The following is a 15,847-nucleotide window of genomic DNA, read 5'->3' on the forward strand; positions in this document are numbered from 1 at the left end:
ACTTTGCGTGGAATGGAGAGGCGATGGGGGAGCCCACCCCGGCGCAGGAGCCGATTCTGGAGATGACCGGCGTCGGGAAGGTGTTCCCCGGCGTCGTCGCGCTCGCCGACGTGGATTTCCGCCTCTATCCGGGCGAGGTCCACGCGCTGATGGGGGAGAACGGCGCCGGCAAGTCGACGCTGATCAAAGTGCTCACCGGCGTCTACGACATCGACGCCGGGTCGATCCGGCTCAACGGTGAGGACGTCCGGTTCTCCGGGCCGCTGCAGGCGCAGCGGGCCGGGATCAGCACGGTCTACCAGGAAGTCAACCTCTGCCCGAACCTCTCGGTCGCGGAGAACATCTTCATCGGACGCGAGCCGCGCCGGTTCGGCGCGATCCAGTGGCGCCGGATGCGCCGCCGCTCGGCCGAGCTGCTGCGCGGTCTCGACCTCGACCTGGACGTCACCGCGCTGCTGGGCAGCTACTCGATCGCGATCCAGCAGATGGTGGCGATCGCCCGCGCGGTCGACATCTCCGCGAAGGTGCTGATCCTCGACGAGCCGACGTCCAGCTTGGACGCCTCGGAGGTCGAGCAGCTCTTCGCCGTGATGCGCCGCCTCAAGCGGGAGGGCCTGGCGATCGTCTTCGTCTCGCACTTCCTCGACCAGGTCTACGACATCGCCGACCGGATGACCGTGCTGCGCAACGGCAAGCGGGTCGGCGAGTACCGGGTCGCGGAGCTGCCGCAGGCCCAGCTGGTCAGCGCGATGATCGGCAAAGAACTCGCGGTGCTGGAGGAGCTCGAGGAGCAGGAGAAGCCCTCCACCGCGGCATTGGAGCAGGGGGAGCCGGTGCTCGCGGCCACCGGTGTCGCACGCAAGGGCGCCATCGAGCCGTTCTCGCTCACCATCCACCAGGGTGAGGTCGTCGGCCTGGCCGGGCTGCTCGGGTCCGGTCGCACCGAACTCGCGCGCCTGCTCTTCGCGGCCGACAAGGCCGACCAGGGCACGTTCTCGTTCGGGACCGACACCGTCTCGATGCGCGGCCCGCGCACCGCGATGGAGCACGGCGTCGCGTTCAGCTCGGAGAACCGGCGCACCGAGGGTGTCGTCGGCGAGCTGACCGTGCGCGAGAACATCGTCCTCGCGCTGCAGGCCTCCCGCGGCTGGGCCCGGCCGATTCCGCGCGGGCGCCAGGACGAGCTGGTCGACAAGTACATCAAGGCGCTCGACATCCGCCCGGCGAACCCCGATACCCAGGTACGCAACCTCTCCGGCGGCAACCAGCAGAAGGTGCTGCTCGCCCGCTGGCTGATCACCGAGCCGAAACTGCTGATCGTCGACGAGCCCACCCGCGGCATCGACGTCGGGGCCAAGGCCGAGATCCAGCGGCTGCTCGCGCAGCTCTCCGGGGACGGGATGGCGGTGCTGTTCATCAGCGCCGAACTCGAAGAGGTCTTACGCCTGTCGCACAAGATCGCGGTGCTCCGCGACCGGCGGCTGGTCGAACAGCTCGACAACACCGACGACGTGGACGTCGACCGGATCCTCGCGACGATCGCGAGCGGGTCGGCCACCGGGGAGGACTCATGAGCCGGCTCGCGCCGATCGTCCGGCACCGGCTGTTCTGGCCGGCCGTGGCGCTCGTCCTGCTGCTGGTGAGCAATCTGTTCTTCAGCGCGGACTTCTTCGCCGTCCGGATCAAGGACGGCCACCTCTACGGTTCGCTCGTCGACATCCTGCGCGGCAGCACCCCGCTGGTGCTCGTCGCGCTCGGGATGACGCTGGTCATCGCCACCGCGGGCATCGACCTCTCGGTCGGCTCGGTGATCGCGATCGTCGGCGCCGTGGCCTGTCTGCGGGTGAGCGAACTCGACGACCAGAACAGCGTCACCGGGGTGCTGGCCGCGGTCGCCGTCGCGGTAGTGCTCTCGCTGGTGCTCGGGCTCTGGAACGGCGTGCTGGTCGCGGCCGTCGGGATCCAGCCGATCATCGCGACGCTGATCCTGCTGGTCGGCGGGCGGGGCATCGCACAGCTGATCACCGACGGGCAGATCATCAACGTCCGGTCGTCGCCGTACCGCACGATCGGCGCGGGGTACGCGCTGACGATCCCGGTCGCGGTGATCATCGCGGCGGCGGTCGTCGCGGTCGCGGTGCTGCTCACCCGGCGCACCGCGCTCGGCCTGCTGATCGAGTCGGTCGGCAGCAGCCCGACGGCCAGCCGGCTGGCCGGCATCCAGGCCCGGCGGCTGACGCTCATCGTCTACGTGTTCTCCGGGTTCTGCGCCGGGGTCGCCGGGCTGATCTACAGCTCGAACATCTCCAGCGCCGACGGCAACAACGCCGGCGCCCTGATCGAGCTGGACGCGATCCTCGCGGTCGTGATCGGCGGAACCGCGCTGACCGGCGGCCGGTTCTCGATCGCCGGCAGCGTGCTCGGCGCGGTGCTCATCCAGACGCTGAACATCACCATCTACACCGCGGGCGTGCCCGGCCGGTTCACCCTGCTCTTCAAGGCGGTCGTCGTGGTCGTCCTCTGCCTGGCGCAGTCCCCGACGTTCCGGACCAAGGTGTTCGGGCGGTGGCGCCGGTCGAAGCCGCCGACCGCCGGACCGACCCCGGGCGCACCGGCCCCCGCGGAGGTGGCGGCATGACGACGGTCACGACCCAGCCTCCGGTCGAGCGGCCGAAGATCGCCCGGAGCCGCCGGTACGCGGTCAACACCCGGTACGTTCCGGTGCTCGCCACGCTCGTGCTGTTCGGCGTCATGTACGGCATCGGCATCGCGAACTACGAGGGCTTCAGCGACACCCAGGTGCTGCTCAACGTCTTCATCGACAACGCGCACCTGCTGACGGTGGCGATCGGGATGACGTTCGTGATCCTGTCCGGGGGCATCGACCTGTCGGTCGGGTCGGTCCTGGCGCTCGGCACGGTGATCGCGGCCACGCTGCTGAAGGCCGGCTGGAACCCGTTCGTGGTGATCCTGATCGTGCTCGTCGTCGGCGCGCTGATCGGGCTGGCGCAGGGCGCGATCATCCACTTCTTCGACATCCAGCCGTTCATCGCCACGCTGGCCGGGCTGTTCCTGGCCCGCGGCATCGCCCAGCTGATCAGCACCAAGGCGGTCGGCATCACCGACGAGTTCTGGACGACGACCGCCACCGAGCGCATCCATTTCGGCGGGTTCCGGCTCTCCCCGAGCGCGCTGATCGCGATCGTGCTGGCGATCGCCGCGGCGCTCGCGCTGGCGTACACCCGGTTCGGGCGCAACACCTACGCGGTGGGCGGGAACGCGCAGTCGGCCGAGCTGATGGGCCTTCCGGTCGCGCGCACCCGGGTGCTCGTCTACACGCTGTCGGGGCTGTGCGCGGCGCTCGGCGGCGTGCTCTACAGCTTCGAGACGCCGACCGGCAACAGCCTGACCGGCACCGGCATGGAGCTGGACGCGATCGCCGCGGTCGTGATCGGCGGCACGCTGCTCAGCGGCGGTTCGGGCTTCCTGGCCGGCACCGTGCTCGGGGTGCTCGTGCTCGGCCTGATCCAGACGATGATCACGTTCCAGGGCACGCTGAGCTCGTGGTGGACGCGGATCTTCATCGCCGGTCTGCTGTTCGCGTTCATCCTCTTGCAGCGGATCGTCACCCGCCGAGAACCCACCTAGGCAGGCCCCACCGCACCGGCGAAAGCCGGTGCGGCGCAGAATGTGAACGTTCACAAGCGTCGTAGGAGGTACGTCGTATGGGCGAGATCTGGTTCCTGACCGGTAGCCAGGGGCTGTACGGCCCGGAAACGCTGGACCAGGTCGCCGAGCAGTCCCGGCGGATCGCCGACCAGCTCGGGGACGGCGACCTGCCGGTCTCGGTGGTCTGGAAGCCGGTCCTGACCGACTCGGCCGCGATCCTCCGGATCTGCCAGGAGGCCGACGCGAACCCGGACGTGGTCGGTTTGGTGGCGTGGATGCACACGTTCTCACCGGCCAAGATGTGGATCGCCGGCCTCGACGCCCTGCGCAAGCCGCTGCTGCACCTGCACACGCAGGCCAACGTCGCGCTGCCGTGGGCCGAGATCGACATGGACTTCATGAACCTGAACCAGGCCGCCCACGGCGACCGCGAGTTCGGCTTCATCCAGGCCCGGCTCGGCGTCTCCCGCAAGACCGTCGCGGGCCACGTCAGCGACCCCCGCGTCGGCCGCCGGGTGGCCGCCTGGGCCCGGGCCGCGCTCGGGTACGCCGAGATGCGGACGCTGCGCCTGGCGCGGTTCGGCGACAACATGCGTGACGTCGCGGTCACCGAGGGGGACAAGGTCGAGGCGCAGCTGCGCTTCGGCGTCTCGGTAAACACCTACGGCGTCAACGACCTGGTCGAGGCGGTCGACGCGTCCTCCGACGCCGAGGTCGACAAGCTGGTCGCGGAGTACGAGGAGCGGTACGAGGTCGTACCGGAGCTGCGTGCCGGCGGCGACCGGCACGACTCGCTGCGCTACGGCGCGCGGATCGAGCTCGGCCTGCGCTCGTTCCTGGAGGCCGGCGGCTTCCGCGCGTTCACGACGAACTTCGAGGACCTCGGTGGCCTGCGCCAGCTGCCCGGCCTCGCCGTGCAGCGCCTGATGGGCGACGGCTACGGGTTCGGCGGCGAGGGCGACTGGAAGACCTCGGTACTGCTGCGGACGCTGAAGGCGATGGCGCCCGGCGGCACGTCGTTCATGGAGGACTACACCTACGACCTGACGCCCGGTTCGGAGCGCATCCTCGGCGCGCACATGCTCGAGGTGTGCCCGAGCATCGCGTCGGAGACCCCGAAGCTGGAGATCCACCCGCTGGGCATCGGCGGCCGCGAGGACCCGGTGCGACTGGTGTTCGACGCCACGCCCGGCCCCGCGGTGGTCATCGGCATGGCTGACCTGGGCGAACGGTTCCGGCTGGTCGCCAACGAGATCGAGGTCGTGGCGCCGAGCGAGCCGCTGCCGAAGCTGCCGGTCGCGCGGGCGGTCTGGAAGCCGGCCCCCGACCTGGCCACGTCGGCCGAGTCGTGGCTGACCGCGGGCGGGCCGCACCACACGGTGCTCTCGGCCGCGGTGGGCGTCGAGGAGCTCACCGACCTCGCCGAGATGGTGTCGACCGAGCTGGTCGTGATCGACGCGGACACCACGCCGCGCCGCCTCGCGAACGAGCTCCGGTGGAACCAGGCGTACTACCGCCTCGCCCGGGGGTTCTGAGTTCCTCATATTTCCCCCCTTATGCCCGATATTGGGAGCAATCCGGGTAGTGCTCGGGTGTACCAGGGGTGGAGAGAGGATCCGCATGGCGAGTTACCAGGCCGCCGGTTCGGGCACGGCAGCGCGGCGTAACCCTCTGGTGCGCTGGCTGGCCGACCGGCCGGTCAAGGTGAAGCTGTTCATCGCGCTGGGCGTGCTGGCGGTGATCGCCATCGCGGTGGGGCTCGTCGGTATCCGTTCGCTGGCCGAGACGAACAAGGACTCGCAGCACCTCTACGACGAGAACGTGATCTCGATGATCGCGCTCGGTCGCGTCCACCAGGAAGAGCTGAAGACTCGCATGCTCGTCAACGGGCATGCGAGTGCCCTGGACGCCAAGACGATGGCCGAGTGGGAAACCAAGATCCAGGAGAGCGACGCCGAGCTCGCCAAGTGGGAGGCCGAGTACGAGAAGGCCGGGCCGGAGGACGAGGCCACCTGGAACGAGTTCAAGGTGGCCTGGAAGAAGTGGCAGGACTACCGGGACAGCACGCTGCTCCCGCTGAGCCGCTCCAACCAGAACGAGGCGTTCAACACCGCGCTCACCGGTACCTCCGCGGACCTCACCGGCGCGGCCGCCGACCTGCTCGACGAGCTCGAGGCGTACGACTCCGGCCTGGCCAAGCAGACCGCCGACAAGGCCGGTGACGCCTACCGCAGTGCCCGGATCACGGTGATCTCGCTGCTGGTCATCGGACTGCTGCTGGCCGGTGCGCTCAGCCTCGTCATCACCCAGCTGATCGTGGCGCCGCTGCGCCGGGTCTCCGGCGTGCTCGACGCGATGGCCGCCGGTGACCTCACCCAGAACGCCGACGTCAACTCCAAGGACGAGGTCGGCCAGATGGCCGCCTCGCTGGTACGGGCCCAGGACGGTGTCCGGCAGGCGATCAGCGCGCTGGCCCAGAGCGCGGACACGCTCTCCGGCAGCGCGGACGAGCTGACCAACGTCAGCCAGCAGATCGCGAACACCGCGCAGGACGCCTCCAGCCAGGCCGGCGTGGTCTCCGACGCCTCGGAGGAGGTGTCGCGCAACGTCCAGACCGTCGCCGCCGGTAGCGAGGAGATGGGCGCGGCGATCCGGGAGATCTCCCAGTCGGCCAACGACGCCGCCGGGGTGGCGTCGCAGGCGGTGTCGGCGGCTGCGGCGACCAACGCGACGGTGGCGAAGCTCGGTGAGTCGTCGGTGGAGATCGGCAACGTGGTCAAGGTGATCACCTCGATCGCGGAGCAGACGAACCTGCTGGCGCTCAACGCGACGATCGAGGCGGCTCGCGCCGGTGAGGCCGGTAAGGGCTTCGCGGTGGTCGCGAACGAGGTCAAGGATCTGGCGCAGGAGACGGCGAAGGCGACGGAGGACATCTCCAAGCGGGTGGAGGCGATCCAGGCCGACACCGACTCGGCGGTGGCGGCGATCGAGCAGATCTCCGGGATCATCGCGCAGATCAACGACTACCAGATGACGATCGCCAGCGCGGTGGAGGAGCAGACCGCCACCACGAACGAGATGAACCGCAGCATCAGCGAGGCGGCGATGAGCTCGTCGCAGATCGCCGCGAACATCTCCGGCGTCGCCGAGGCCACCCAGCAGACCAGCGGCAACGCCGGCGACGCCAAGGCGGCCGCCGAGCGGCTCAACGCGATGTCGGCCGATTTGCGCGCCCTGGTCGGTCGCTTCCGGTTCTGACTCTCTAGGGTGGGCCCGCCAGCGTGTCCGCATCGGAATGATGGCGGGGTCCAATGCCGAAAGTGGTCGAGTTACTCGTGCACGGCGTCGGCGGAGCGACGCCGATCGAACAGCTCGACGATCCGTCGCCGACCCGGGTCTCCGGGGACGCGACGGTCGGCTTCTACCGGCACAAGAGCCCGCCGCCCGGCGTCACCCCGCCGGACGTGCTGCCCGGCACCGGCGCCGACGCCCCGGGTGAGCGCAGCGCCGCCGTGCGCTCCGGGCTCGTGCAGGAGGCGTACTGCTGGAGCGGCCTGACGTCGGCGTCCGCGAGCCGCGCGGCCTGGTTGATCCTGCTGCCGTTCACGCTCGTCAACGCGGCTGCCTGGATGCGCCCCACCGGCCCGCCCGGTGCGGTGTCCCGGCTCGGCCGCGCGACGCACGACGCCGTGTCGCGGCTGCTCGCGCTCTCGCTCACCGGTACGTTCCTGCTGGCCGCCGGCGGCGTCGGAATCGACCTGATCGGCTGGCAGTGCGCGGCCCGGCCGCAGTGCGGCAGCCACTGGTCGGTGCTGGCGTTCCTGGCCGCACCGGAGTCCTGGGCCCACCCGGCGGGGCGGCGGCTCGCGCTCACCGCGCTGGTGCCGCTGGCGCTGCTCGGCCTGCTCTGGTTCCTGGCCCGGCGCAGCTGGGTGGCGTACGAGAGCGTGCGCTTCCGGGTCGACGTCGCCGAGGGGGACGGCGGCCTGTCCGAGCCGGGTTTCTGGGAGGGCGAGTACCAGGTCGGCCGGCTGCGTACCCTGCACGTCTCGCTCGGGGTGGGAACGGTCGCGCTGATGCTCACCGTGCCCGCGCTCACCGTGGACGGCGACAGCACGGCCGGGCGCGTGCTGCTGGGCGTCATCCTGGCGGTGTTGGCCCTGGTGGTGGTGGCGACGGCCGCGCAGGGCGGCACCCGCGCGGTGCCGGGGCTGCCCGTCCTGCGGCTGGCGGCGTTCGCGGTGCTGGTCGCGTCGGTGGTCTACGTGCTGGCGCCGCACGACTGGCCCGGCCCCGGTCACCGGCTCCCCGGCTACGGCACGCTGCTGATGCTCTGGGTGGCCGGTCAGCTCGTGCTGCTGGTGGCGTCGGTCGTCGCGGTCACGTTGATCGGGCGGGCCAGCCGCGGGCAGATGCTGCGCGGGTTCGTCACGCCGGTGTTCGCGGCGCTCGCGCTGTTCACCGGCATCGCGTACTCGGCGGCGGTGCTCACCCGGGTGTCCGACTGGCTCGGGCACGTCGAGGGCACCACGATGCTGCTGGCGCGGCCACCGGCGGTGGTGTCGTGGGCGGCGGTGGCGTTCGGGATCGAGATCGTCCTGGTCGTGCTGCTGGTGCTGTACCTGGTGGTGCGGGTGACCTGGCGCGTCCGCCGGGGCTGGCGCGCGGTGCTCGCCGAGTACGACGTGGTGCCGACCGCGCCCGCCACGCCCGGCAGCGGCCCGGTGCCGGAGGTGTCGAGCCGGGCCCGCGGGCAGGCGAAGAAGATCGTGCGGATGCGCGCGATCGCGATGCTCACCGAGAGCGCCGGTCGCTACCTGGCGATCCTGATCGCCCCGCTGGTCGCGCTCGCGCTGTACGGGGTCGTCGCGACGCTCGCCACCTGGGCCACCCCGCCGACCCCGGCGACGTACTCCGGGCGGTCCGGGGTGGTCACGCTGCTCTACAACGCCGGGTCCTGGGTGGTCGGGGTGAGCGCGGTGGGGCTGGTGACGCTGGTCTGGCAGGCCTACCGCAACGAGGCGCTGCGCAAGGTCGTCGGCGTGCTCTGGGATCTGGGCACGTTCTGGCCGCGGGCCGCGCATCCGCTCGCGCCGCCCTGTTACGGCGAGCGGTGCGTGCCCGAGCTCGTCGCCCGGGTCACCCAGCTGACCGAGCAGGGCCACGGCGTGGTCGTGTCCGGCCACTCCCAGGGAAGCGTGCTGGCGGCGGCCACGCTGCTGAAGCTGCCCGCGTCGCGCGCGTCGCAGGTCGCGTTGCTCACCCACGGTTCGCCGCTGCAGCGTCTCTACGGGCGGTTCTTTCCCGCCTACTTCTCCGGGGCGCAGCTGGCGGGCCTCGCGGCGCGGTTACCGCGCTGGCGCAACCTGTGGCGGCTGACCGACCCGATCGGCGGCCCGATCGACCCGGTGGAGCGCCACGGGCCGCTGCGTGATCCGGTGCAGTTCTTCCCGACCGCGTACGAGGTGGCGTACCCGCCGGTGCGGTGGCACCTGGACTACCCGTTGGACACCGCGTACGGCGACGAGCTGGCCGCCGCGGCGGAGGCGGTGAAGCCTCAGACGGGCGTCAGCAGGGCCGAATAACGAGTAGTGGAACGTGAACGCCGGCTCCTGTGGACCGCGATCACAGGCCTGGCGATGGTCGGGTACCTGCTCGTGCCGGACAGCCCGGCCCTGAACGGCTGGCTGGTCACCGGCTACAAGACCGTGTTCGGCTGCGTCGCCGGCGGAGCCCTGGTGGCCGGGGCGCTCACGCGTCGGCCGCGCGCGATGACCGGCTGGCTGATCTTCGGCGTCGGGATCATCGCCAACGCGCTCGGCGCGCTCGTCTCCGACGTCTACAGCAAGGCGCTCGGTCAGGCCGGCTACCCGAACATCGCCGACCTGTTCTGGCTGACCCTCTACCCGAGTCTGTTCCTGGGCCTGGCCGTGCTGATCCGGGCCCGCGGCACCGCCCGCGACTGGGCCAGCATGGTCGACGCGCTGATCCTGGCCAGCGGGCTCGGGCTGCTCTCCTGGGTGTTCCTGATGGTGCCGGTGCGCTCCGACCACACCCTGCACACCGTCGGCCAGGTCATCGTGCTGGCCTACCCGGTCGGCGACATCATGGTGCTGGTCATGCTGCTGCACCTGGTGCTGTCGGGCGGCGTGCGCAACGCGTCGTTCTGGCTGGTCTGCGCGTCGATGGGACTGTTCCTGGCCGGCGACCTGAGCTGGGCGACGCTGTCCCAGCTGAGCCTGGTGACGCCGGACCTCGTCAGCCGGCTGCTCGATCTGGTCTTCCTGCTGGCCTACACGACGTTCGCGTTCGCGGCGTGGCATCCGACGGTGGGCGCGCTCAGCCGGCGCGGCACGGTGAAGCCGCCTCGGCTGTCCCTGCCCCAGCTGGCCCTGCTGACCGCGGCGACGATGATCGCCCCCACCGTGCTCGCCTTCCAGGTGGCCTCCGGAGCGGTGACGAACGGCGTCGCGATCGTGATCGGGTCGGTGGCCTCCTTCGGCCTGGTGGTCGCCCGGATGACCCAGCTGGTCCGGCAGGTCGAGCGGCAGGCCGACGAGCTGACCGCGCTGGCCCGTCGCGACCCGCTGACCGGACTGGCGAACCGGCGCGCGTGGTTCGACGACCTGCCAGACGCGCTGGCCCGGTCGGCCCGGAGCGGCGAACCGGTGACGGTGGCCATGCTCGACCTCGACCACTTCAAGGCGTACAACGACGGCCGCGGTCATCAGGCCGGCGACCAGCTGCTCAAGGGCGCGGCCTCGGCGTGGAGCGGTGAGCTCCGCGCGGTCGACCACCTCGCGCGCTACGGCGGCGAGGAGTTCATCGTGTTCCTGCCGGGCGCCGGGGCCGACCGGGCGTCCGAGGCGATCGAACGGCTGCGCGCGGTCACGCCGAACGACCAGACCTTCTCGGCCGGCCTCGCCGTCTGGGACGGCCTCGAGACGTCGGACGAGCTCATCGGCCGCGCCGACCGGGCCCTCTACGCCGCGAAGGCGAACGGCCGGAACCGCACCGAGGTGTCAGGCGTGGAGAAGGCCGGGCGAGCGTCCTCCGATCGTGCTTGACTCGGTGACCGCAGCGCTCCAGCGCTTCGGACCGCCGTCTGCTCGTCGAGGAGAAGACTGCCATGACCGCACGTCAGCGTCCGCCGTTCCGCGCCGACCACGTCGGGAGCCTGTTGCGGCCTCCGCGGCTGCTCGCCGCGCGCGCGGACTTCGCGGCCGGTCGGATCCCGGCCGAAGAACTCCGGGAGATCGAGGACGACGCGATCCGCACGGTCGTCCGCGAGCAGGAGAACGTGGGACTGCGCAGCGCGACCGACGGGGAGTTCCGGCGCACGTCCTGGCACATGGACTTCATCTACCAGCTCGGCGGGGTGCACCGCGCCGACGAGCAGCTGACGGTGAAGTTCCGCAACGCGGCCGGCGGGATCGAGTTCACGTCCGCGGCGTTGCGTGTGGACGGCCGGATCACGTTGCCCTCGCCGATCTTCGCGGACGCGTTCACGTTCCTGAAGGACCAGGTGGGCTCGGCGACGCCGAAGCTCACGATCCCGTCGCCGAGCATGGTGCACTACCGGGGCGGCCGGGCCGCGATCGACGAGTCGGTCTACCCCGACCTGGACGAGTTCTGGGCGGATCTGTCCGCCGCCTACGCCGCGCAGGTGCGCGCGATCGCCGACCTGGGCTGCACGTACCTGCAGCTCGACGACACCAGCCTGGCGTACCTCAACGACCCGGCGCAGCGCGAGTTCATGGCCTCGCAGGGCGGCGACGCCGAGCACCAGCACGAGCGCTACATCGCGCAGATCAACGCCGCGCTCGCCGGGCGTCCGCCGGAGTTGGCCGTGACGACCCACATGTGCCGGGGGAACTTCCGGTCGTCGTGGGCGGCCGAGGGCGGGTACGACTTCGTCGCCGAGGCGCTGTTCACCCAGCTCGACGTCGACGGGTTCTTCCTGGAGTACGACGACGAGCGGTCGGGTGACTTCTCGCCGCTGCGGTTCGTGCCGCCGGGCAAGCAGGTGGTGCTCGGGCTGGTGACGACCAAGCGCGGGGCGTTGGAGAGCAAGGAGACGCTCAAGCGGCGCCTGGAGGAGGCCTCGAAATACGTCGACCTGGAGCAGGTCTGTCTCTCGCCGCAGTGCGGGTTCTCCTCCACGGTGGAGGGCAACGCGCTCTCGCACGAGGAGCAGTGGGCGAAACTGCGCCTGATCGTCGAGGTCGCCGAGGAGGTCTGGGGAATCTGACGGGTTGTCGCTGCCCCGGGAGGGCCTGGGGCAGCAGCAACCCGTCAGTTCCCTAGCGGCGCGTGGTGGTGGGGAGGAGAGGGCGGGGGGTTCTCGCGCGGAGGCTGCCTTCCCAGGTGCCTGCGGTGCTTACCACGTCGTCCAGGACTCGGGCGGTTAGGTAGCGGTCGAGGCGGGGGCGGCGGCCGGCGTTCCACCAGTCCGAGAGCACCGGCGCGGCCAGTGCGGCGACCAGCGGGGCGCGCAGCCGCGGGACCGCGATCGCCGCCGGCACCGCGAGCGGCCACCAGACGCGCCCGACCGCACGCGCCAGGCCCATCGCGGTGACCGGGAGGCCGTTCGCCACCAGGCGGGCGGCCTCGGTGACCGGGTCGGACACGACCGGCCGCAGCTGGCGGGCCAGCAACCCGATCCCCACCGCGGTGGCCGCGGCGGCCACGACCGGCCGTCGCACGGCCAGCGCCAGCGTCGTCGCGGCCAGCGCCGGGCTCACCCGGGCCGCCGGGAGCGCGCCCGGGTGGCGGCGTTCCAGCAGGCCGATCGAGCGGGCGTACAGCCGGCGGCGCGCGACGAACGGGCGCAGGCGGGTGCGGTGTTCGTGGCCGATCGTCACGGCCGGGACGTAGTGGACGTTCCAGCCCGCGTCGACCAGCTTCCACTCGAAGTCGACGTCCTCGCCGATCGGCAGGTCGGTGTCGAACGCCCGGCCGCGCACCGCGTCCATGCGGACGAGCAGCGTCGCGGTGGGCACGTACGGCACCAGCGCCCCGGGGCGCACCAGCCCCGGTGACGCTCCCATGTCGAGCGGGGAGTGTGCCGACTCGTACTCGCCGAGCCAGCCGGTGCCGTCGCCGTGGCCGGTGACCCGCGGTGCGACGGCCGCGGCCTTCGCGTCGCCGAAGTAGGGGCGCAGCGCGTGCAGCCAGCCGTCCGGAACCACCACATCGGAGTCGACGAGCGCCGCGAACGGCGTCCCGACCGCGGCCAGGCCGGTGTTCCGCGCGGCGGACGGGCCGCGGTTCTCGGCGTGGGACACCAGCCGCGCGGAGAACCGGGCGACGACCGCGGCGATCCCGGCGTCGGACGGCGACCCGTCGTCGACGACGAGGACCGGGGCCCGTGGTGCGGTGCGCCGGACCGCCTCCAGGCAGCGGGCCAGCTCCACCGGACGGGCGTACGTCGGAACGACGACCGTGACGTCGCTGACGTCCTCGGCTGGGGACCAGACCGGGTGGGCCATGCCGGCGTCGAGGAGGCGCCGGGCGAGAGCGCGGTGCGGGTTCGCGCTCCCGACGGCCGCACCGGCCTGCCACTCCCGGATCAGCGGCACCGCGGCCGCCGCCACCCGCAGCAGCCGGCCCGGCGAGCCCCCGAGCAGGGTGCGCCCATCCGGGCTGATCCGCAGCGACTCGTCCAGCCGGAGCCGGATCCCGGCCGGCGCGAGCTCCGGCCCGGTCACGACGCGTCGGCCCCGTGCCCGGCCGAGACTTCGCGCCCGGCGGAGACGTCGTGTCCGGCGGAGACTTCGTCCTCGGCGGAGGTCTCGTGTCCGGCGAAGCCGGTGGCGAGTTCGGCGATCGCCTCGTCCAGCAGCGGTTCGAGGGCGGCGTCCTCGTGCTGCAGCCAGTCGGTGTAGGCCGCGATCGCGCAGCCCAGCGCGGCGTGCGCGACGAGCTGGGGGAGCAGCGCGGTGCTCGGCCGCCCCACCCGCACGCCGACGAACTCCGCGATCACGTCACGCCAGCCGGTGAAGCGCAGCGTGGAGTGCGCGAACAGGCTCGGCACCCCGAGGATCAGCGCCATCCGTCTGCGGTGCAGCGCGACGTGGGCGGCGTCGACCCGGTTGAACGCGACCACCGCCTCGCGCAGCGCCGCCATCATCGGCACGCTCGGCGGGGTGGCGGCGAGCCGCTCACGCAGCCGCGACAATTCCGCGTCGAAATCGCCCCAGACCAGGTCGTTTTTCGACGTGTAGTACCGAAAGAACGTCCGACGGCTGATTCCCGCGGCCCCGGCGATCTCGTCGATCGTCGTCTCCTCGAACCCGCGGGTGGTGAAGAGTTCCAGCCCGATCCGCTCCAGCTCGTCGTGCGAGGTGGCCGGTGGCCGGCCCATCCGCACTGCTGGAGCGGGGTCGTTCGCCATCTCCTCTTCCTTTCTGCATCCGGTGTCATTAGTGTTGTGCCTGTTCCGGAGATGATGCCCGCCGTTCACACGGCGAGCTCCCCATCAGCGCAAAGGAGCTTTTCATGCCTGTCGAGACTGATGCGAGCACGGCTGTGACCGAGACCGTCGAGGTCGACCTGGTCGAGGAGGACCTGCTGGTCGAGGACGTCTCGATCGACGGTATGTGCGGCGTCTACTGAGCCCGTGACCGCGGTTCCGGAAAGTCCCGCGGTTCTCGACCGCTTCGACCTGGACCGCGCCTGGGGGGTCCACCCCTCGGTCGCGGTCCGGCCGGAGCCGTTCGGAGCCTTGCTGTACCACTTCGGCACCCGCCGGCTCTCCTTCCTCAAGGATCCGACGCTGCTCGCCGTGGTCACCACGCTGTCGGACCACCCGTCCGCCCGCGCCGCCCTCGCGGCGACCGGAGCCGACGTGGCGCAGCAGCGACGCCTCGCCCGTGCGCTGGCGACGCTCGCCTCGACCGACATGATCACCGAACGGACGGAGGCGTCCTCGTGACGGCACCGACAGCCACCCGGCTGATCGACCACTTCAAGCTCGGCCTCGACGCGCCGATCTGCCTGACCTGGGAACTGACCTACGCGTGCAACCTGTCCTGCGTCCACTGCCTGTCCAGCTCCGGACGCCGTGACCCGCGCGAGCTGACCACCGCGGAAGCCAAGGCGGTCATCGACGAGCTCGAGCGGATGCAGGTCTTCTACGTGAACATCGGCGGTGGCGAGCCCACCGTCCGCTCCGACTTCTGGGAGCTGGTCGACTACGCGACCGCGCACAAGGTCGGCGTCAAGTTCTCCACCAACGGCGTGAAGATCACGCCCGAGGTGGCGGCGCGGCTCGCCGCCAGCGACTACGTCGACGTGCAGATCTCGCTGGACGGCGCCACCGCCGAGGTCAACGACCACGTGCGTGGCCCCGGTTCGTACGCCACCGCGATGCGTGCGATGGCGAACCTGAAGAACGCCGGCTTCACCGGCTTCAAGCTCTCCGTCGTCTGCACCCGGCAGAACGTCGGCCAGCTCGACGAGTTCAAGGCGATCGCCGACACCTACGGCGCCCAGCTCCGGCTCACCCGGCTGCGTCCCTCCGGGCGCGGCGCGGACGTGTGGGACGAACTGCACCTCCTTCCGCACCAGCAGAAGGAGCTCTACGACTGGCTGGTCGCCCACGGCGAGGACGTGCTGACCGGCGACTCGTTCTTCCACCTGGCCGCGTTCGGCGACGCGCTGCCGGGCCTGAACCTGTGCGGCGCCGGGCGGGTCGTCTGCCTGATCGACCCGGTCGGCGACGTCTACGCCTGCCCGTTCGCGATCCACGAGAACTTCCTCGCCGGATCGGTACGGGACGCCGGCGGTTTCCACGGGGTGTGGCGCGACTCCGCGTTGTTCCAGGAGCTGCGTCAGCCGCAGACCGGCGGTGCCTGCCGGTCCTGCCAGCACTACGACGCCTGCCAGGGCGGCTGCATGGCGGCGAAGTTCTTCACCGGGCTGCCGCTGGACGGACCGGACCCCGAGTGCGTGCAGGGGTACGGCGAATCCGCGCTGGCCGGAGTGGTGGCGGGGTCGGCCCCGAAGCCGTCGCTCGACCACTCCCACCGCACCGAGCGCAAGCCCCGGCCGGTGACGCTCACGTTGTCCCGGCGCCCGCCGGCCTCCGCGTGCGACGAGAGCCCGCTGGCCGGGTTCGAGGTGATCGGCCAACCGTCCGGCTCCGGGTGCGCGTCCGGCGCCTGCGGCTGCTGAC

At 71.4% G+C, this 15,847-nt stretch carries 13 protein-coding genes; 11 read left to right on the forward strand and 2 right to left on the reverse strand.

Going from position 1 to position 15,847, the window contains the following annotated elements:
- Positions 1-23 precede the first annotated feature (23 nt).
- From ABD437_RS19225 to ABD437_RS19260, 8 genes are all read left to right on the forward strand, one after another.
- Entirely contained in the window at positions 24-1,574 is a 1,551-nt protein-coding gene (locus ABD437_RS19225; RefSeq protein ID WP_344650244.1) for a sugar ABC transporter ATP-binding protein, read from the forward strand.
- Positions 1,571-2,638: an ABC transporter permease gene (locus ABD437_RS19230; RefSeq protein WP_344650245.1), complete on the forward strand. Its 1,068-nt coding sequence runs from the start codon at positions 1,571-1,573 to the stop codon at positions 2,636-2,638. Before ABD437_RS19225 ends, ABD437_RS19230 begins: the two co-directional genes overlap by 4 nt.
- The gene (yjfF, locus tag ABD437_RS19235; RefSeq protein ID WP_344650246.1) at positions 2,635-3,648 is read left to right on the forward strand and encodes a galactofuranose ABC transporter, permease protein YjfF; all 1,014 of its coding nucleotides are present in this window, start codon (positions 2,635-2,637) and stop codon (positions 3,646-3,648) included. Before ABD437_RS19230 ends, yjfF begins: the two co-directional genes overlap by 4 nt.
- A gap of 77 nt (positions 3,649-3,725) precedes the next feature.
- Complete coding sequence (araA, locus tag ABD437_RS19240) at positions 3,726-5,204, forward strand: L-arabinose isomerase (protein WP_344650247.1); 1,479 nt, start codon at positions 3,726-3,728, stop codon at positions 5,202-5,204.
- A gap of 85 nt (positions 5,205-5,289) precedes the next feature.
- Complete coding sequence (locus ABD437_RS19245) at positions 5,290-6,927, forward strand: methyl-accepting chemotaxis protein (RefSeq protein ID WP_344650248.1); 1,638 nt, start codon at positions 5,290-5,292, stop codon at positions 6,925-6,927.
- Positions 6,928-6,989: 62 nt separating this feature from the next.
- The gene (locus ABD437_RS19250; protein ID WP_344650249.1) at positions 6,990-9,254 is read left to right on the forward strand and encodes a hypothetical protein; all 2,265 of its coding nucleotides are present in this window, start codon (positions 6,990-6,992) and stop codon (positions 9,252-9,254) included.
- Positions 9,255-9,260: 6 nt separating this feature from the next.
- Positions 9,261-10,736 (forward strand): GGDEF domain-containing protein, encoded by a 1,476-nt coding sequence (locus ABD437_RS19255; protein WP_344650250.1) that lies wholly within the window; start codon positions 9,261-9,263, stop codon positions 10,734-10,736.
- A 62-nt stretch (positions 10,737-10,798) separates the two neighbouring features.
- Positions 10,799-11,920: a 5-methyltetrahydropteroyltriglutamate--homocysteine S-methyltransferase gene (locus ABD437_RS19260; RefSeq protein ID WP_344650251.1), complete on the forward strand. Its 1,122-nt coding sequence runs from the start codon at positions 10,799-10,801 to the stop codon at positions 11,918-11,920.
- Between the two features lie 52 nt (positions 11,921-11,972).
- Here ABD437_RS19260 and mftF read toward each other — a convergent pair whose 3' ends face one another.
- Together mftF and mftR are read right to left on the reverse strand one after the other, a co-directional pair.
- Positions 11,973-13,379 carry a mycofactocin biosynthesis glycosyltransferase MftF gene (mftF, locus tag ABD437_RS19265; RefSeq protein ID WP_344650252.1) on the reverse strand — a complete coding sequence of 469 codons (1,407 nt, stop codon included), beginning with the start codon at positions 13,377-13,379 and terminating at the stop codon, positions 11,973-11,975.
- A complete protein-coding gene (gene mftR / locus ABD437_RS19270) occupies positions 13,376-14,065 on the reverse strand; it encodes a mycofactocin system transcriptional regulator (RefSeq protein ID WP_344650253.1) in 690 nt (229 codons plus the stop codon). Before mftR ends, mftF begins: the two co-directional genes overlap by 4 nt.
- 104 nt (positions 14,066-14,169) lie before the next feature.
- Between mftR and mftA the strand changes: the two genes are divergently transcribed.
- Genes mftA through mftC form a run of 3 tightly spaced genes read left to right on the forward strand, consistent with a single transcriptional unit; the run spans position 14,170 to position 15,846 of the window.
- Positions 14,170-14,286, forward strand: coding sequence for a mycofactocin precursor MftA (gene mftA, locus ABD437_RS19275; RefSeq protein WP_344650254.1), 117 nt, complete (start codon positions 14,170-14,172; stop codon positions 14,284-14,286).
- A gap of 4 nt (positions 14,287-14,290) precedes the next feature.
- Positions 14,291-14,605, forward strand: a complete 315-nt coding sequence (gene mftB, locus ABD437_RS19280; protein ID WP_344650255.1) for a mycofactocin biosynthesis chaperone MftB — start codon at positions 14,291-14,293, stop codon at positions 14,603-14,605.
- Entirely contained in the window at positions 14,602-15,846 is a 1,245-nt protein-coding gene (gene mftC, locus ABD437_RS19285) for a mycofactocin radical SAM maturase (protein WP_344650256.1), read from the forward strand. The genes mftB and mftC overlap by 4 nt, the downstream gene beginning before the upstream one ends.
- The last annotated feature ends 1 nt before the right edge of the window (position 15,847 follow it).

The organism is Cryptosporangium japonicum (assembly GCF_039524755.1).
Classification (GTDB): domain Bacteria; phylum Actinomycetota; class Actinomycetes; order Mycobacteriales; family Cryptosporangiaceae; genus Cryptosporangium; species Cryptosporangium japonicum.